Source organism: Deinococcus multiflagellatus, from assembly GCF_020166415.1.
Lineage (GTDB): Bacteria > Deinococcota > Deinococci > Deinococcales > Deinococcaceae > Deinococcus > Deinococcus multiflagellatus.
Window position 1 is genome coordinate 24,476 of sequence record NZ_JAIQXV010000015.1, and the last position, 16,806, is coordinate 41,281.

General features: G+C 66.8%; 16 protein-coding genes and 1 CRISPR repeat array. Of the genes, 5 read left to right on the forward strand and 11 right to left on the reverse strand.

The features are described 5' to 3' along the window. Positions 1–258: 258 nt before the first annotated feature. The 5 genes from K7W41_RS16010 to K7W41_RS16030 form a co-directional block, all read right to left on the reverse strand. Positions 259–1,791: a dihydrolipoamide acetyltransferase family protein gene (locus K7W41_RS16010; RefSeq protein ID WP_224610479.1), complete on the reverse strand. Its 1,533-nt coding sequence runs from the start codon at positions 1,789–1,791 to the stop codon at positions 259–261. A gap of 24 nt (positions 1,792–1,815) precedes the next feature. Then, positions 1,816–2,049 carry a hypothetical protein gene (locus tag K7W41_RS16015; RefSeq protein WP_221090084.1) on the reverse strand — a complete coding sequence of 78 codons (234 nt, stop codon included), beginning with the start codon at positions 2,047–2,049 and terminating at the stop codon, positions 1,816–1,818. A gap of 10 nt (positions 2,050–2,059) precedes the next feature. Continuing rightward, entirely contained in the window at positions 2,060–3,079 is a 1,020-nt protein-coding gene (locus tag K7W41_RS16020) for an alpha-ketoacid dehydrogenase subunit beta (protein WP_224610481.1), read from the reverse strand. Further along, positions 3,076–4,185: a thiamine pyrophosphate-dependent dehydrogenase E1 component subunit alpha gene (locus K7W41_RS16025; protein WP_224610483.1), complete on the reverse strand. Its 1,110-nt coding sequence runs from the start codon at positions 4,183–4,185 to the stop codon at positions 3,076–3,078. The genes K7W41_RS16020 and K7W41_RS16025 overlap by 4 nt, the downstream gene beginning before the upstream one ends. A gap of 334 nt (positions 4,186–4,519) precedes the next feature. Beyond that, a CRISPR array of direct repeats spans positions 4,520–5,554; the repeat unit is 37 nt; unit sequence GTTTCAATCCTCAGCCCGCTTAAAAGCAGGCTGCAAC. A gap of 185 nt (positions 5,555–5,739) precedes the next feature. Then, on the reverse strand, positions 5,740–7,341 hold the full coding sequence (locus K7W41_RS16030) for an aminotransferase class V-fold PLP-dependent enzyme (protein ID WP_224610485.1): 1,602 nt from the start codon (positions 7,339–7,341) through the stop codon (positions 5,740–5,742). Between the two features lie 98 nt (positions 7,342–7,439). On the opposite strand from K7W41_RS16030, the gene mnmG reads away from it, so the two are divergent. The 5 genes from mnmG (at position 7,440) to K7W41_RS16055 (ending at position 12,016) form a co-directional block, all read left to right on the forward strand. Further along, positions 7,440–9,245, forward strand: coding sequence for a tRNA uridine-5-carboxymethylaminomethyl(34) synthesis enzyme MnmG (gene mnmG, locus K7W41_RS16035; protein WP_224610487.1), 1,806 nt, complete (start codon positions 7,440–7,442; stop codon positions 9,243–9,245). A 103-nt stretch (positions 9,246–9,348) separates the two neighbouring features. Next, positions 9,349–9,669, forward strand: coding sequence for a hypothetical protein (locus tag K7W41_RS16040; protein WP_224610489.1), 321 nt, complete (start codon positions 9,349–9,351; stop codon positions 9,667–9,669). Then, positions 9,666–10,400 carry a 16S rRNA (guanine(527)-N(7))-methyltransferase RsmG gene (rsmG, locus tag K7W41_RS16045; protein WP_224610491.1) on the forward strand — a complete coding sequence of 245 codons (735 nt, stop codon included), beginning with the start codon at positions 9,666–9,668 and terminating at the stop codon, positions 10,398–10,400. The genes K7W41_RS16040 and rsmG overlap by 4 nt, the downstream gene beginning before the upstream one ends. A gap of 37 nt (positions 10,401–10,437) precedes the next feature. After that, positions 10,438–11,187: a ParA family protein gene (locus tag K7W41_RS16050; RefSeq protein WP_221090091.1), complete on the forward strand. Its 750-nt coding sequence runs from the start codon at positions 10,438–10,440 to the stop codon at positions 11,185–11,187. Further along, positions 11,171–12,016 carry a ParB/RepB/Spo0J family partition protein gene (locus tag K7W41_RS16055; RefSeq protein ID WP_224610493.1) on the forward strand — a complete coding sequence of 282 codons (846 nt, stop codon included), beginning with the start codon at positions 11,171–11,173 and terminating at the stop codon, positions 12,014–12,016. The genes K7W41_RS16050 and K7W41_RS16055 overlap by 17 nt, the downstream gene beginning before the upstream one ends. Before the next feature lie 56 nt (positions 12,017–12,072). Here the strand turns inward: K7W41_RS16055 and K7W41_RS16060 are convergent, their stop codons facing one another. From K7W41_RS16060 to K7W41_RS16085, 6 genes are all read right to left on the reverse strand, one after another. After that, a complete protein-coding gene (locus K7W41_RS16060; RefSeq protein WP_224610502.1) occupies positions 12,073–13,422 on the reverse strand; it encodes a VanW family protein in 1,350 nt (449 codons plus the stop codon). Between the two features lie 146 nt (positions 13,423–13,568). Then, the gene (locus tag K7W41_RS16065; RefSeq protein ID WP_224610504.1) at positions 13,569–14,570 is read right to left on the reverse strand and encodes a YpdA family putative bacillithiol disulfide reductase; all 1,002 of its coding nucleotides are present in this window, start codon (positions 14,568–14,570) and stop codon (positions 13,569–13,571) included. A 28-nt stretch (positions 14,571–14,598) separates the two neighbouring features. Then, on the reverse strand, positions 14,599–15,120 hold the full coding sequence (locus K7W41_RS16070; RefSeq protein WP_224610505.1) for a dihydrofolate reductase: 522 nt from the start codon (positions 15,118–15,120) through the stop codon (positions 14,599–14,601). Further along, positions 15,110–15,358 (reverse strand): deaminase, encoded by a 249-nt coding sequence (locus K7W41_RS16075; RefSeq protein ID WP_224610507.1) that lies wholly within the window; start codon positions 15,356–15,358, stop codon positions 15,110–15,112. Before K7W41_RS16075 ends, K7W41_RS16070 begins: the two co-directional genes overlap by 11 nt. After that, positions 15,342–15,758, reverse strand: coding sequence for a deaminase (locus K7W41_RS16080; protein ID WP_107138357.1), 417 nt, complete (start codon positions 15,756–15,758; stop codon positions 15,342–15,344). The genes K7W41_RS16075 and K7W41_RS16080 overlap by 17 nt, the downstream gene beginning before the upstream one ends. After that, the gene (locus K7W41_RS16085; protein WP_224610509.1) at positions 15,682–16,806 is read right to left on the reverse strand and encodes a GIY-YIG nuclease family protein; all 1,125 of its coding nucleotides are present in this window, start codon (positions 16,804–16,806) and stop codon (positions 15,682–15,684) included. Before K7W41_RS16085 ends, K7W41_RS16080 begins: the two co-directional genes overlap by 77 nt.

The following is a 16,806-nucleotide window of genomic DNA, read 5'->3' on the forward strand; positions in this document are numbered from 1 at the left end:
TGAGAGGCTGACGCGCGGCTGAAGTTCCAGTCACAGTGCGGGGCTAAGGGTCAGGCCCCGCCGGGCGCGCGCTCAGAACGGTGACCTGCCCCAGTGTGTAGCCCGGTCACTCACAGCGCTCTGACGGGGGTCGGAGGGCTGAACCAGGACAAAACGGGGTTTTCCCGTACAGCGCTTTTCAGGGCGGCTTTTTCAAGACTCCTCTCTCCAACCGAAAAAAAGTCCGCCACACCGGGCGGACTTTTCAGAGAAGGGCTTTTACATCGCTTCCAGCATCAGCCGGTCGGGGTTTTCCAGCAGGCGAATCACTTCCTTGCAGAAGCGCGCGGCCTCGGCGCCGTCCACAAGGCGGTGGTCAAAGGACAGCGAGAGGTACATCATGTGCGCCACCACGATCTCGTCGTACTCGTTCACAATGGGGCGCTTCTGGATGGAGTGCACGCCCAGAATGGCGGCGTCGGGCACGTTGATGATGGGGAATGAGAACAGCGCGCCAATAGACCCGATGTTCGTGACGCTGAAGGTGCTGCCCGCCAGTTCATCGGCCTGCAGTTTGCCCGCCTGGGCGCGGCCCGCCAGATCGGTGACTTCGCGCGCCAGGTCAAAGATGCTCTTGTGGTTCACGTCTTTCAGCACCGGCACCGTGAGGCCCGCGTCGGTGGCGACCGCCATGCCAATGTTGTAGTAGCGCTTCTGCACGATTTCCTGCGTGGCCTCGTCGAACGAGGTGTTCAGGCTGGGGAACTTGCGCAGAGCAACCGCCACCGCCTTGAAGATGAACGGCAGGTACGAGAGCTTCACGCCAGCGGCGGCGGCCTCGTCCTTGACGCGGCTGCGGAATTCCACCAGCTTGCTGAGGTTCACCTCGTCCACCGTCAGGGTGCGCACGGTGTACAGGTGGCTGGCCACCATCTGGTTGCTGATGGCCCGGCGCATGCCGCGCAGGGGCACGCGCTCTTCCAGGTGTTCGTAGCCCTTGGGCGTGCGGTACTGCACCGGGGGCACGGTCATGCCGCCGCCTGCGGCGCCCTTCTGGGCCGGGGCCTGGGGGGCGGCCTGCGGCGCGGGGGCTGGCTGGGGTGCCGGGGCCGCCTGGGCACGCTGGCCATGCGCCAGCACGTCGGACACGCGGATGCGCCCGTTGGGACCGCTGCCCTGCACCTGGGTCAGGTCCAGGCCCAGTTCGCGGGCCAGCTGCCGCGCGGCGGGAACCGCCAGCACCCGGCCGTCGGCGCGGCCAGCCGGGGCGGGCTCGCGGTTAAGGATGCTGCCCACGCCGCCCGTGTAGGTGCCCGGGGCGCCGCTGCCGGCCAGATTCTCGCCGGCCCGGTTGGTCAGCCCCTGCACCTGAATCTTCTCGTCCGAGGCAAACGCCTTGAACAGGCTGCTGGAATCGTCGTCGGCCTTGTTCGCCAGATGCCCGGCCTCGACGATGCTGCCGCCCACCTGTTCGCGCTCTTCCTGGGCCTGCGGCGGCAGGGCGCTGCCGGGGGCGGCGGGGCTGCCCGCACTGTTCTGAATGCCCTGGGTGGGCGTGGGCGCGCTGGCGGCGCTGCCCCCCTCGTCAATCAGGGCAATGGCGGCGTGCACGGCCACCACGTCACCCTCGCCCGCCAGGCGCTTGTGCAGCACCCCGGCCACGGGGCTGGGCAGCTCCACCGTCACCTTGTCGGTCATCACTTCGCACAGGGGCTGTTCCAGGACAATGGTATCGCCTTCCTGCACCAGCCATTTCAGGATTTCGCCCTCTACCACGCTTTCGGCAAGTTCGGGCAGCAGCACTTCTTTCATAGAAAACCTCGTTTGTGCGGAAAACTAGCGCAGCACCAGCGCGCGCAGCAGGCCGTAGATGAGCAGCAGCAGGCCCAGGCCCTGAATCCAGCGTTCGCCCCGGGCGTACACCCAGGCGCTGACCCCCAGCAGCACAAACATGCCGCCTATGGCCGCGCTCTGCCAGGGTTCGGCCAGCCGCCCGGCCAGGGCGTACAGGCCAAACCCAATCAGCAGGCCCAGGGTGCCCAGCAGCGGGCGCAGAAGATCAGGCTTCACGGCCCCCAGCTTAATAGTTCAGCGCCTGCACACAGGCGGCCACAATGCGGTTGGGGCCGGGCAGGTACACCTTGTCCTGCACGTAGGGATAGGGCGTATCGAAGCCCGCCACCTGCCCCACGGGCGCGGTGAGCGAGTCAAAGGCCTGTTCCTGAATGACGTAGGCGACCTCGCCCATGAAGTTGGAAATGCGGGGCGCCTCGCTGACCAGCACGGCGCGGCCCGTCTTTTGCACGCTGGTGAGCACCCGGTCGCGGTCCCAGGGCACCAGCGAGCGCAGGTCAATGACCTCCACGCTGACCCCTTCGGCGGCCAGGGCGTCGGCAGCCTTTTCCAGGTCGGGCATCACGCCGCCGTAGCCGATCAGGGACAGGTCGTCGCCCTCACGGCGAATGGCGGCCTCGCCCAGTTTCACCACGTAATCGTGGTCGGGCACCTCACCCTTGGCGGCGCGGTACAGGCGTTTGGGCTCGAAGTAAATGACCGGGTCCTCGCCGCGCAGCGCGGCCTTGAGGAGCCCCTTGGCGTCGTAGGGGGTGCTGGGCATGACCACTTTCAGGCCCGGGGTGTGGGTGTAGTAGCTTTCGGGGCTCTGGCTGTGGTGGTGCCCGCCCTTCACGCCGCCGCCCGAAGGCGTGCGGATCACCATCGGCGCCGTGAACTGCCCCGCGCTGCGGTAGCGGATCTTGGCGGCCTGGGAAATGATCTGGTCAAAGCCGGGGCCCATGTAGTCGGCAAACTGAATCTCGGCGATGGGGCGCAGGCCGCGCACAGCCATGCCCACGGCAGCGCCCACGATGCTGGCCTCGCTCAGCGGCGTGTCGAACACGCGGTGCTTGCCGAAGCGCTCCTGCAGGCCGGCGGTCGCCATGAACACCCCGCCGCGCGCGCCCACGTCTTCCCCGAACAGCACCACGCGGTTGTCGCGCTCCATTTCCTCGGCAATCGCTTCGGTGACGGCCTGAATGAGGTTGATGGTCCGCGTCCCCCCCACGGCGCCCTGCTCCTGACGGTCCTGTGTGGCGGTCATGCCGGCCCCCCGCTCTGCTCGGCGCGCAGGAAAGCCTCCTGCTGGCGCAGGTGGTCCGGCACGTCGGCGTAGACGTCTTCAAAGATGATGCGCCAGTCGGGCTGCCCGGTGGCCTCGGCGCGCAGCACCTGCTCGTCCACCTCACGGTGGGTGCGGGCGATGATCTCGGCGCGTTCCTCGGCGCTGACGGGGTGGCCCAACTGCTCCAGCAGCTTTTCCACGCGGGTAATGGGATCGCGGCCCAGCCACTCCTCCACTTCCTCGCGGGTGCGGTAGTGCTTCTCGGCGTCCGCGTCAGCGTTCGAGTGCGAGCCCACGCGGTAGGTAAGGCACTCGACCAGGGCGGGGCCCTGCCCGGCGCGCACCCCCTCGGCCACCGCCGTCATGACTTCCATGACCGCCACGATGTCGTTGCCGTCCACGTAGTAGCCGGGCATACCGTAGGCCTTGGCCTTGATGTGAATGGTCTCGCTGGCCGTCTGCTCGCGGATGGACGTGCTGATGGCCCACTGGTTGTTCTCGCACACGAACAGGGCCGGGGCCTGCGCGGCGCCCGCCATGTTCAGGCCCGCGTACCAGTCGCCTTCGCTGGTGGCGCCGTCGCCAAACGTGCAGACCGTGATCTCGTCCACACCCAGGTATTTCTGCGCCATCGCGTTGCCGGCTGCGGGCGGCACCTGCGAGGCAATAGAGCTGGAGATAGACACGAAGTTCTGCGCCTGCGCGGCGAAGTGGTGCGGCATCTGGCGGCCCCGGCACGTGTCTGAATTCGTGCCCAGGCACTGGCTGATCAGCTCGAACATGGGCACGCCCATGGCCAGCCCCAGCGTGTGGTCGCGGTAGTACGGCCACACCCAGTCGTGCCCCACACGAATGGAACGCGCCAGCCCCACCTGGGTGGCTTCCATTCCGCTGGACTGGGCATAGAAGGTGGTGCGGCCCTGGCGCAGCAGGGTAATCAGCTTGCGGTCGAACTCGCGGGCCTGAAGCATTAGGCCGTGCAGTTCGCGCAGCAGCTCTGGCGTAAACCGCGCCGGCAGCGGCTGCACGGGGGTCCCGTCTTCCGCAACGTAGCGGATGGGTTCCGGCGTGAAGGGTTGAATCATGACCTGGGGCCTCCTGGCGTCGGGGCGGGCGCAGGGGTTGCCCTGGCCCCACCCAAACGGAAATCTGTCTAGCAAACGCTCGTTAGGTATTTTAGACCCTTTGACCGTGAGGGGAGGAAGAGCCCCGGGAGATTGGCAGGCGGCTGCCTAGAAACTGGGGTTGGCCGGCACGGTTTCTGTCCGTGTAGAGGGGACGAGGAGGGTAGGGGGTGGGACTGTGAGTGTGGAGCGGCTGCGGCGCCTTAGAGGAATTCTTTGTGGAAGCTGCAATCCTCAGCCTGACCGAAAGTGGGCTGCAACGTTGCAGCAGCACCTGGCGCCATGCGCCCTGCATGTCTCAATCCTCAGCCCGCCTAAAAGCAGGCTGCAACCCCCATGATGCTGGCGGGCACCTGGGCCGCAGCAGTGTTTCAATCCTCAGCCCGCTTAAAAGCAGGCTGCAACGCAGGTCCAGGGCGCCGGTTGCGCCGCGTGCGTTGTTTCAGTCCTCAGCCCACCTAAAGGCAGGCTGCAACCAGGCGGCGCGCGCGGCCATGTACAAGAGTCTGGGGTCTCAATCCTCAGCCCGCATAAAGGCAGGCTGCAACACCAGGGGCCGGGTGACCGTGAGGGCGTTGTGATGTTTCAATCCTCAGCCCGCTTAAAAGCAGGCTGCAACTGCCCGCCTTCCCCACGGATGAGGCCTTCGATGTTTCAATCCTCAGCCCGCTTAAAAGCAGGCTGCAACTCTTTGTGGGCCGCTTTGCGCTGCCTATCCCCCGTTTCAATCCTCAGCCCGCTTAAAAGCAGGCTGCAACTCCAGGCTCTGGGCCTGTTCCTGATGTTCCTCCAGTTTCAATCCTCAGCCCGCTTAAAAGCAGGCTGCAACCAGGGCCTGGGCATTGGGGCCGGTGGCCGCCACCTGTTTCAATCCTCAGCCCGCTTAAAAGCAGGCTGCAACGCGATGTGCGCCGCTTCCTCACGGTAATAGTTCAGTTTCAATCCTCAGCCCGCTTAAAAGCAGGCTGCAACGCCGGAGTTGTGGGACTGGCAGGCCCACCCACCCGTTTCAATCCTCAGCCCGCTTAAAAGCAGGCTGCAACGCGCGGCCAGGACGCCGGCTGCGACCTGTCAGAGGTTTCAATCCTCAGCCCGCTTAAAAGCAGGCTGCAACGCGTGTGAATCTTGTCGGAACTACCCAAGATCGTGTTTCAATCCTCAGCCCGCTTAAAAGCAGGCTGCAACTTCAGCTAACCCGAGGTCTACCCCTGTCGCCTGTTGTTTCAATCCTCAGCCCGCTTAAAAGCAGGCTGCAACACCTTCAACGCGGCCCAGCATCTGGTCAACGAACAGGTTTCAATCCTCAGCCCGCTTAAAAGCAGGCTGCAACAGGCACGCGTTCTCAATGCCTCCAGATCATAAGCTGCGGGCTAGAAAACGCGAACCCCTTTACAGCGTCAAGCTTCCAGGGTGCGGTAGATGGAGGTTCAGCAGCACCTGAGCGTGCCAGTGACCCACCCCAGCCTGCGCGAACCTCCCAACTTCCTGTCATCGCCCAGGGTTCGCGCTTCAGCTTCAATGCACGAAAAAGACCAGATCAGCGGGGACATGGGGCGGGATGGGTCTCCCCTCCCCTACCGGCGCCAACCCTTCGGCCAGGGCGTGCGCCTGCGCCAAATACTCGGCATAGAGCACGGGTCCACTGCCCTGTGCCGGGCGCTCTGCCCCAAACAGGTCCAGTGGCGCCGTGTCGGCCGGGTGGTGCCACGCCCCCGTGGTCCAGTCGAAGTCGTAGAGCGGCACAAAGCGTTCGCCGTATTCGGCCACGAATTCCAGAGCCGAGAGCAGAAAGTCCACCTCTTCATCGGTGGCCCAGGGCGCCAGATTCAGGCGGGTCCAGCCGGGCTTCACGCCGTCCACATGGTCCAGCACGCACTGCAGATACCGTTCGCTGGTCTGGTCGTCCACGCTCAGCAGGGCGTGGCCGTAGGGGCCAGCGCAGGCGCAGCCGCCCCGCGCCTGAATGCCGAAAAGGTCGTTGAGCAGCCGCACCACCAGCCGGGGATGCAACTGCCGCCCGTCCGAAGTGAGGGTCAGGAAGGACAGGAAAGCCAAGCGGGGGGCGTCCAGATTGCCCAGCAGCCGCAGGCGCGGGTTGGGGCGCAGCCGGGCCAGGGCACGGCCGAACAGCTCGTGCTCGCGGGCGGTCATCGCTGCCGGGCCCAGGGCCGCTTTCACCTGAAAAGCCAGCGCAGTCCGAATCTTGCCCAGGATGGCGGGGGTGCCGGCGTCTTCTCGCGCCTCAATATCGTCAATGTAGACCTGTCGGGTGCGGTTCACGAAGCTGACCGTGCCGCCGCCCGCCGTGCTGGGCACCGTCAGGCGGTACAGCTCCTGCCGGAAACACAGCAGGCCCGGGGTGCCAGGGCCGCCCACGAACTTGTGCGGGCTCAGGAACACCGCGTCATAGCCGTCAGGCTGGCCGGGCTTCATATCGATGGTGACGTAAGGCGCGCTGGCGGCAAAGTCAAAAAAGGCATAGGCGCCGTGCGCGTGCAGGATGCGGGCCACCGTGCGCGTGTCGGTGAGCAGACCCGTAACATTGCTGGCGGCGCTGAACGACCCGATCTTGGGGCGCCCGGCGTAGCGAGGGTCTTTGAGGGCCCGCACCAGGGCATCCAGGTCCAGGTTTCCGCGTTCGCACAGCGGCAGCTCTACCACCTCCGCCAGGGTTTCGCGCCAGCTGATCTCGTTGCTGTGGTGTTCGTAGGGGCCCACGAATACCACCGGGCGGTCGCGCTCTGGCAGCGCTGCCAGCAGGGTCTGTCGGTGGTGGGCGCCTGCGGCGATGCCCAGGATGTCCTGCATGCGCCGCACCGCCGCCGTGCTGCCAGACCCGCAGAACACCACCTTGCAGCTGGCATCGCCGCCCAGCTGCGCGCGGATGTACTCGGTGGCCTGGTGGGTCAGGTGGGTGCAGTGGGCGCCTGTGGCGCTGTCCTCGGTGTGGGTGTTGGCGTACAGCGGCAGCGCCAAAGAAGCCACCCGGTCCTCCACGCTGCGCAGCGCCCGGCCCGAGGCCACATAGTCGGCGTAGGTCACGCGCCGCGCTCCAAACGGCGTGCGGATCACGGTGTCTCCCCCGATCAGGTCGGCGCGCAGCGTGGCAAAGTCCATGCCTCATGGTAGGAGGCCAGCGGGCCCCCCCACAATGCCCCTGATCAGCGAAGCGGATCACCCTGCGCCGCGCCGGGGCCCGGTACACTGCGGCCCTGATGAGCGGCTGGAATGTACTGGTGATCGGCGGGGGCCACGCGGGCCTGGAAGCGGCGTGGGCAGCCGCCAAGTTTGCCCGTGTGGCGCTGCTGATTGGCAATCCGGCCACGGTGGGCCGTATGCCCTGTAACCCGGCGGTGGGCGGCCCCGGCAAGAGCCAGCTGGTCTTTGAGGTGCAGGCGATGGGCGGCCTGATGGGCCGGCTGGCCGACGACACGGCCATTCACACCCGGGTGCTGAATGCCAGCAAGGGCCCGGCCGTACAGTCGCTGCGGGTGCAGAACGAGCGCGACGCGTATGCCGAGCGGGCCCAGGACGTGATTTTCGGTCACCCCAATATCGAGATTCTGCGCGGTGAGGCTGCCGACCTCGAAAGCGACGGGCGCGGCGGCTGGCTGGTCGTGACCACCGATGGCCGCCGACTGGGCGCGCGCTCGGTGGTGGTCGCGGCCGGCACCTTCATGCGTGGCGTGACGTGGTACGGCCGCCAGTCCCGCGCCGAAGGCCGGCAGGGCGAGCCGCCCTCGCGCTTCCTGTCGGCGCCGCTGGCCCGCGCGGGGCATGTGCTCAAGCGCTACAAGACCGGCACCCCGCCCCGGGTGCGGGCCGACGCGGTGGACTTCGCCGCCCTGCTGGAAATTCCGGCCGACCCCCAGCCGCGCGGCTTTACCGGAACCCCGGGCTCCCGCGCCGCCGAGTCGCCCACCTGGCAGACGCACACCACGCCCGAAACGCACCGCCTGATTCAGGAGAACCTGCACGAATCGCCGATGTTCGCCGGGGACATCGAGGGCTTGGGCCCGCGTTACTGCCCCAGCATTGAGGACAAGGTGGTGCGCTTTGCCCACCATGACCGTCACCTGCTGTTCGTGGAACCCGACGGCGTGCAGACCAGCGAGGTGTACCTGCAGGGGTTCAGCTCCTCGCTGCCGCCGCACCTGCAAGACGCCCTGGTGCGCACCCTGCCTGGTTTTGAGCGCGCCGTGATCCAGCGCTACGCCTACGCCGTGGAATACGACGTGGTGGACTCGCAGGAACTCACCCTGAACCTGGAGTCGAAGTTGCTGCCGGGGGTGTTTACGGCCGGGCAGATCAACGGCACCAGCGGCTATGAGGAAGCGGCGGCGCAGGGGCTGGTGGCCGGGACCGCAGCGGCCCGGCGTGCCCTAGGCGAAACAGAGCAGTTCATCGGCCGCGAGACGGGGTATATCGGCGTGCTGCTGGACGAGTTGGTGTTCAAGGGCAGCAACGAGCCCTACCGCATGATGACCAGTCGGGTCGAGCACCGTCTGCTGGTGCGCCAGGACAATGCCGACGAACGCATGACCCCACTGGGTCACACCCTGGGGCTGGTGGATGACGCGGCCCTGGCCCAGGTGCAGGCCAAATACGCCCGGGTGCAGGGGGGTGTGGCGGCCCTAGAAGGGCAACGCGTTCAGGGCCAGAGTGGCGACGCGTGGCTGCGCCGCCCGGAGTTCTCGCTGGCGGATGTAGAGGTCCTGGGCGTCACCCTGCCCGAGCTGTCGGCTGCCGAGCGGGAAGCGGTGGAAATCCGGGTGAAGTACGCCGGCTACATCCGCCGGGCCCAGCAGCAACTGCGTGCCGAGGACCGTTCCCGTGATCTGAGCCTGGAGGGCGTGGATTTTGCAACAGTGGCCGCCCTGTCGAACGAGGCCCGCGAGAAACTGGGCCGCGCCCAGCCGCGCACCGTGGAGCAGGCCAGCCGCATCTCTGGGGTGCGCCACGCGGACATCAGCGCCTTGCTGGTCCACCTGAAGGGACAGACTGTTTCACGGGAAACCTGACGGTGAAACAAGAAGGGGAAAGCCGGGGCTGAGGCTCCGGCGCTTTCTTGACGGGTTCACTGTTTCACGGGAAACTTGACGGTGAAACAAGGAGGCGGCTCGATTGAACACATTTGAACAGGGCCTGCTGGTGGGCGTGCTGATCGGCGAGGGGCACTTTGGTGGCGACGGCAAGCAGCCGCACATCACCCTGCGCATGCACACCCGGCACCAGCGGCTCTTTGAAACGCTGCTGCGGCTGTGCCCCGGCTCCAAGCTGTACGGGCCGTATGCCCACGGGGGCCGGCAGTATTTTCAATGGATGGCGCGCGGGCAGGTGCTGCGCGAAACGCTGCTGCCACTGCTGGACAGCCTGCCGCTGGAGACGCTGGATGAACACGTATACGAGAGGTATCAGGACATGAAAACGAGGTACGGCTTATGACCCCGGAAGGCGAGGCGTTGCTGCGCCAGGGGGCCGCCGAACTGGAGCTGGACGTTGAGGCCCAGGTTCCTGCCTTCGCGCAGCTGATGGCGCTGCTGCAGGACGCCAACAGCAAGGTCAACCTGACCGCCCTGAAGACGGAACCCGACATCGTGCTCAAGCATTTCGTGGATTCGCTGAGCTGCCTGCGTGGTGGGTACCTGGACGGCGCCGGACAAGTGCTGGACCTGGGCACCGGGGCGGGCTTTCCCGCGCTGCCGCTGGCGATTCTGCGGCCAGACACCACGTTTGTCCCGCTGGACTCCATTCGCAAGAAGATCGAGTTCGTGCGCGCCGCCGCCCAGACCCTGGGCCTGAACAACGTGCACCCGCAGGTGGGCCGCGCCGAGACCCTGGGCCGCGACCCCGCTCACCGCGAGACCTATGACCGCGTGGTGTGCCGCGCGGTGGCCGCCCTGCCGGTGCTGGCGGAACTGGCGCTGCCGCTTCTGAAACCTGGGGGCCTGTTGGTGGCCCAGAAAGGCCCCATCACCGAGGAAGAGCTGCAGGCCGGGCGCCGCGCAGCGGGCGAACTGGGTGGGCGGGTCACTGGGGTGGACGCCTTTACCCTGCCGGTGCTGGGCGACGCCCGGACCCTGATCGTGGTGGAGAAGGTGAGCCGCACACCGAAGAAGTACCCACGCCGTGAGGGCGTGCCGGCCGCGCAGCCGCTATTCTGGGCGGCACGGTGAACAGGATGCAGACGGTCAAAAGCGTGCGGGGCCCGGCATGAAAGTCCTGGGCATCGTGAATCAGAAGGGGGGGGTGGGCAAGACCACCACCGCCGTGAACCTTGGGGCTTACCTGGCGGCGGGCGGCAAGCGCGTGCTGCTGCTGGACATGGACCCCCAGGGCAACGCCACCAGCGGCCTGGGCGAGCGCGGGGCCACCCAGGGCCTGTACGAAGCCTTGGGCGAACCCGCCCGCGCCGGGGACTTTACCCGTGAAACGGCGCAGAAGGGCCTCTACCTGCTGCCTGCCACCCCGGATCTGGCCGGCGCTGGCGTGGAACTGGCCGAGGACCCCGACGCCCTGGCGCGGCTGCTGGCCTCGATCCAGGGGTACGACGTGGTGCTGATTGACGCCCCGCCCAGCCTGGGGCCGCTGACGGTGAACGTGCTGGCCGCCGCCGACGCCCTGCTGATTCCCTTGCAGGCCGAGTACTACGCGCTGGAAGGGCTGGCTGGCCTGATGGAGACAGTGGAGCGGGTGCAGGGAGGCCTGAACCCCCGCCTGAAGGTACTGGGCGTGGTGCTCACCATGTTTGACGGCCGCACCAACCTCTCGCAAGAGGTGGAAAGCATGGTGCGGGCCCACTTTGGCGAACTGGTGTTCTGGTCGGTGGTGCCGCGCAACGTGCGCCTGTCAGAAGCGCCCAGCTTTGCCAAGCCCATCAACGCCTTTGCGCCGCTGTCGTCCGGGGCAGCGGCCTACAAGCGCCTGAGCGAGGAGGTGATGCAGCGTGTCGAAAAAATCTAGCCTGGGCCGTGGCCTGGACGCGCTGCTGGGCAAGCCCGCCGAAACCGGGAAAGCCGAGGGTCCGCAGGTGCAGACGCTGGCCCTGGACCGGATCGTGCAGGCGGCCTACCAGCCCCGGCAGGTGTTCGCCCCCGAGGCCCTGGCCGAACTGGCCCAGAGCATCCGCGAAAAGGGCGTGCTGCAGCCGCTGCTGGTGCGCCCCCGCGCCGAGCACTTCGAGATTGTGGCCGGGGAGCGCCGCTGGCGCGCCAGTCAGCTGGCTGGCCTGAGCGAAGTGCCGGTGATCATCCGCGACCTGGGGGACCGCGAGGCGCTGGAAATCGCCATCGTGGAAAACCTGCAGCGCGAGGACCTGGGCCCGCTGGAAGAGGCGCGCGCCTACCAGGCCCTGCAGGAACAGGGGTTGAACCAGGAGGGCGTGGCCCAGGCAGTGGGCAAAAGCCGCTCGGCGGTGGCGAATGCCCTGCGCCTGCTGACCCTGCCGGACGCCGCCCTGCGCGCGCTGGACGCCGGGCAGATCAGTGCCGGGCACGCCCGCGCCATCCTGGCCCAGCCCGAAGGCGACCGCGCCTGGGCACTGGCGCAGATCACCGAGCGCAGCCTCAGCGTGCGCGAGGCCGAGGCCCTGACCCGCGAGAAGCGCGCCGGCAGCGAGCCCATCAAGGTGAATCCGCCGCGCGCCTTCCGGCAGCTGGAACTGGACCTCAGCCGCCGCACCGGCACCCGCGTGCGCATCACGGGCGAAGACAAGGGCCGCGTAGAGCTGAACTATGGCTCACGTGAGGAACTCGACCGGATTCTGAACCTGCTGGGCTACGCCGAGGAATAAGGGAAAAAGGTCGAGGGGGCGAGGCCGGTACTGGCTCGCCCCCTCCCCCTGCTGCTTTACCGCGTGCCGACCAGGAAAATGTTCGGCCAGGGGCGGTAGGTGCTTTTCAGGGTGTCCTGCTTGAACACCTTGCCATCCCGTACGAACTTGCGCGTGACCTCAATCACGGCGCCCGGCGCGGCCCAGTCCACCTGCTTGCGCTGCCCGGCACCCAGGCTGGCGTCGCGGATGACGCGGTCCGGGGGCGGCGGCGTGGTGCTGAGGGTGCGCGGCGCGTCAATCTGCACCGTGAAGTCGCGCGCCTTGCCGAACACTTGAATGCTTAAGCGGGCTTCCTCGTCGTTCCACTCGCTCTGGAACCACAGGGCGCCGCCGGTGTCGTTGGCAAATTTCAGGTCCTGGCTGGGCTGGTAGATGGTGGCGTCCAGCCCCTGGGGGTCGTAGTAGCGCACCTGATAGGAGTGGTTGCGGCGCTCCAGAATGGGCAGGCCCGCGCTGTACAGCGTGCGGAAGACCGTGGTGCTGACCTGACAGATGCCGCCGCCCACGCCGTTGGCCGTGCGTTCGCCGGAAATGACCAGCCCGGTCACGAATCCGGTGCGCAGGTTGATGGGGCCCACCATCTGGTTAAAGGACACCGTTTTGCCTTCAAACAGCACGTCCTGAAAGCGCCGGGCGCCCACATGGATGTTCGTGACCCGGGCGTCGCTGGAGCCGTAATAGTTCGTCTCGCCGGTGCCCAGGTGGGCGGTGATGCCGCGCGACAGGAAATAGCTCAGGGTGCGTTTGGGCGCGGTCTGGGCGCCCAGCGCCACGTTCACCTTCACGCCTTTGGGGTCTTTCAGGGCAGCAAGCAGGTTGGCGCGCGTCTTGTCGAGGTTCACGCTCAGGCCGTTGCGCTGCACCACTGCCCAGCCATTCCACAGCTCCTCGAAGCGGGCGTCCCTGGGCGTGGTGGGCAGGGCCTTCAGAAAGGTCTGCAGGTCCGCTTCCAGGCTCTCGGTGATCACGCCGCGCTGGCGCAGCGCCGCCACGCGCTTACCGGGAATGGTCAGGGTGCGGGTGAACGGCACCGTGGTCTTCTTGCCGTCCACCAGCGCGGGCCACGCGGCATTCACGGTGATCAGCAGCGGCGCGGTGATTTTGGCAGCGGGCGGTGTGACAGGTGGTGTGGCCGGGGCAGGTGCTGGCGTTTCTGGCGGGGCGGGCGTGGGCTCTGGTGGCGCTGGCACTGGCTCGGTGGGCGGGGCCGGGGGCACAGGGGCGGGTTCGCTGGGCGGCACCGCCGGAATCACTGGGACCGTCTGCGCGGGGGGTGGGGGAGAGGCCGTCTGGGCTGGGGCGCTGGGCCCGGCCACCAGCAGCAGGGCGCTCAGCACGTAGGTGTGCCGGAAGGGGCTGAACATGGCGCGAGTATTCCACGCCCCCCGCCGGCACCGATGAAGGCGAACCTTCACGCACAGGGGAGAGGTGGGGGAAGCAGGGCACATATGCAACCGCCCCGGACCCAGGGGCCCAGAGCGGCAGATAAGGTTTGGGCCGGCTGCGCGGCTTAGCCCAGCGCCAGCGGTTGCGCGGCTGCCAGTTGCCGCTCAATCTCGGCCACGGCGGCCACGGCATGATGCCGGCCGTTCTCGATAAACACCTGGTTGGTCTTGCCCGCAAAGCCCGCGCTGCCCACCACGAACAGCCCCGGCACGCTGCTCTGGTAATGCTCGTCCAGCACCAGGCATTCGTCGGGGTGCTGCGCCAGCCCCAGGCCCGACAGGAACGACAGGTCGGGGCGGTAGCCGGTCAGGGCGAAGGTGAAGTGGGTGGGCAGGTTCCAGGTGGTGCCGTCAGGGCGCTGCACGAGCACATGCTCCGGGTGAATCTCCACGACCTGCGAGTTGAAGTGCGCGGCGATGCTGCCTTCCTTGATGCGGTTTTCCAGGTCCGGGCGCACCCAGTATTTGATGGTGGATTTCAGTTCCGGGGCGCGCACAATCATGGTGACATTCACGCCGCTGCGCCACAGGTCCAGGGCGGCGTCGGCGGCGCTGTTGCCCGCGCCAATCACCGTCACGTTCAGGCCCATGAACGGGTGGGCCTCGGTGTAGTAGTGGCTGACATTCTCGGAATCTTCGCCGGGAATGCCCATGACATGCGGGTTGTCGTAGTACCCGGTGGCCACCACCACCCGCCGCGCTTCCACCACGCCGGGCGTGCCGTCGCGTCTTTCTATTTCCAGGGTGAACCCGGCCGGCGCGGCGTGCACCCGCTTAACCTCGGTGTACTGCTCCACGTTCAGGGCCTCGCGCTGGGCCACCAGCCGGTAATACATCAGGGCGTCGCGGCGGTCGGGCTTGTCGTGGCCGGTCACCATGGGGTGATTGCCAATTTCCAGCTCGGGGGCGGTGGTGAAAAAGGTCATGTAGGTGGGGTACTCGAAAATGGCGTTCACCACGCAGCCCTTTTCCAGCACCACATAACTCAGGCCCGCGCGCTTGCAGGCGATAGCGGCGGCCAGTCCCACCGGCCCCGCCCCAACAATGGCAACATCCACCAGACTCATGCCCGGCATTGTGCCAGCCCGGGCCACTTCAGGATTGCGGGCGAGGCACGGTGGGGGCCAGCGGGCGCCGCAGGGTCTGGAACGTGAGGTCGTAGGGGTTGCGCTCGTCGGCGGGCCGCACGGTTTCCTGCTGCACCTGCCAGCCGCCCGGCAGCTCCGGGAAAAAGGTGTCGCCGTCCAGATCGGCATGCACCAGGGTCAGTTCGATCCGGGTGAGCTGCGGCAGGTACAGGCGGTAAATCTCCTCTCCGCCAATGATGGCTATGCGGGGCGCGTCCCCAGCCGCCGCCAGGGCGGCTTCGGGGCTATGCACCACCGTGGCCCCGGGCGCCACCAACGCGCGGTTGCGCGTGAGGACGATGTTGGCCCGCCCCGGCAGCGCGCGGCCCCCCAGCGAATCCCAGACCTTGCGGCCCATGACGTTCGGCACCCCCAGGCTGTGCCGCCGGAAGTGCGCCAGATCGGCGGGCAGGCGCCAGGGCAGGGTGCCGCCCCTACCAATCACGCGCCCCGGCGTCATGGCCACGATGGCAAAGAGTTCAGGCGCCATCGGTGCTCCCCCGGCACTCCACCTGGATGCCCGCTGCGCGCAAAATGGCCTCGCCGCTGGGCAGTCCGGCGTCCACCCGCAGCGTCTCGCGGTAATTCGTTTCGTACAGCACCCGGCTGATCCGGCGCGCATTCACGATCAGCCGGGCACAGGCGGCGCAGGGTTCGTGGGTCACGTACAGGGTGTGGCCCTCGGCGTTCCAGTTGGCGGCCAGCAGGGCCTTACGAGAGATGAACAACCTCCACCCCGCCTTCCACCAGCTCATTGATTCCTGTGTTGTCGCGGTAAGCCGTGCCGTACACCACCCGTTTGATCGGGACATTCAAAATCAAGGCGGCGCACACCGCGCAGGGTGAGTGGGTGACATAAAGGGTGTACGACTTTTCACCTTGCCAGGATGCGCGCGCCAGCGCATTCATTTCAGCGTGGGCGCATCCGGATTTTCCCGGCTCGTCTGAAAGCCGCACATTGGGCCGGCCACGCCCACGCCCGTTGATGCCGATGGAAATGATGGAGCCGTTTGCCTGGTCAACCACCACAGCGCCAACTTTGAGCGCAGGGTCATGAGAATGACTGGCGAACAACTGCGCGGTCTGCAGGTAGGTTCTGTCCCATTCCTGCTGTTTCTTGGTCGTCATAGATACACCTCCAGCGGTGATGATGATTTCTCCTGCCTCTGGCCACTTCGACAAGGGTGGGCGCATTCAGGCCGTGTTGCGCGGCGAATCCTGAAAGGTTGTCTGTTCGGTGCACCTCGCCCGTTGGACTCGTCAGGAGGTAGCGCCTGACCATGCCCCGGCCACGCGTGGGGATCAGCAGGTCGGATTCGCCCTGATAATCATTCTTCCAGCGGATCACCCAACCCCCGCAGTGGGCATTTCGGCGGGCGGCGACGTTGCGCAGCCCTTCCTCGCTCAACCCCGTCTGCCGGGCGAAGGCGGCGAGGCCCACACCCTCAAGGGTCCTTCCATCCGGCGCGCGGGCGACAAACGCTTTCTGGTTGCGCCACCCTCTGGGATTGTTGGGCAGGGCGGGCAGGCTTCCGGTGCGGCGGCCCAGACCAGAACGCGACGGTCGAAGCTCTTCCACCTTCCATCCTTTGAAGTCTTTCTTGCTGCTGTGGCCACGGGCGAGAGCCAGCATTCGAGTCGAAGACAGACCCCGCTCTTTGCAAAAGCGCGTCATGCCCTCCACTTCCATCACCTCGCCGGCTGGCGAAGTCACGCGGTACAGGCCGCTGTTGCGCTTTCGAATGACGTCTTTCTGGGCGGGATCGGCAAAGCGCCGCTTCTGGGCCTCGCGGTGTTTGGCCCTGAAGACGGGGTCAGCATAGGCCGCGATAACCCGCTGCCGCATCGCCTCGACCACTTCCGGCCGGTGCTTGGTGCCCAGCGGACTGCGCGCTGTGGGAGAGGAGTTGTACTTCTCGGCCTCAGGCATGGAGTCGAGGTATGTCTGCTCCAGTGCGAGCAGCTCGGGGGCAGGACACTGCTCCAGCACGCGCCACTCGAAAGTCAGGGGGCCATATTTCCTCCAGGCCCTTTGCAGCTGGACGGCGTGGTGGGTGCCATCCTGAAGCTGCTTCCTGTGCAGCCTCCAGCGGCTGGCAATATCCACAGCACTTCCGATATAAACCTTCCCACTTTCCCGGTGGACAATGGCGTAAATCCCGCTGACCTTCGCCAT

Coding starts and splice junctions, on each gene's coding strand:
- K7W41_RS16010 (WP_224610479.1), bottom strand. CDS start 1,791: ATGAAAGAAGTGCTGCTGCCCGAACTTGCCGAAAGCGTGGTAGAGGGC.
- K7W41_RS16020 (WP_224610481.1), bottom strand. CDS start 3,079: ATGACCGCCACACAGGACCGTCAGGAGCAGGGCGCCGTGGGGGGGACG.
- K7W41_RS16025 (WP_224610483.1), bottom strand. CDS start 4,185: ATGATTCAACCCTTCACGCCGGAACCCATCCGCTACGTTGCGGAAGAC.
- K7W41_RS16030 (WP_224610485.1), bottom strand. CDS start 7,341: ATGGACTTTGCCACGCTGCGCGCCGACCTGATCGGGGGAGACACCGTG.
- mnmG (WP_224610487.1), top strand. CDS start 7,440: ATGAGCGGCTGGAATGTACTGGTGATCGGCGGGGGCCACGCGGGCCTG.
- rsmG (WP_224610491.1), top strand. CDS start 9,666: ATGACCCCGGAAGGCGAGGCGTTGCTGCGCCAGGGGGCCGCCGAACTG.
- K7W41_RS16050 (WP_221090091.1), top strand. CDS start 10,438: ATGAAAGTCCTGGGCATCGTGAATCAGAAGGGGGGGGTGGGCAAGACC.
- K7W41_RS16060 (WP_224610502.1), bottom strand. CDS start 13,422: ATGTTCAGCCCCTTCCGGCACACCTACGTGCTGAGCGCCCTGCTGCTG.
- K7W41_RS16065 (WP_224610504.1), bottom strand. CDS start 14,570: ATGAGTCTGGTGGATGTTGCCATTGTTGGGGCGGGGCCGGTGGGACTG.
- K7W41_RS16070 (WP_224610505.1), bottom strand. CDS start 15,120: ATGGCGCCTGAACTCTTTGCCATCGTGGCCATGACGCCGGGGCGCGTG.
- K7W41_RS16080 (WP_107138357.1), bottom strand. CDS start 15,758: ATGACGACCAAGAAACAGCAGGAATGGGACAGAACCTACCTGCAGACC.
- K7W41_RS16085 (WP_224610509.1), bottom strand. CDS start 16,806: ATGGCGAAGGTCAGCGGGATTTACGCCATTGTCCACCGGGAAAGTGGG.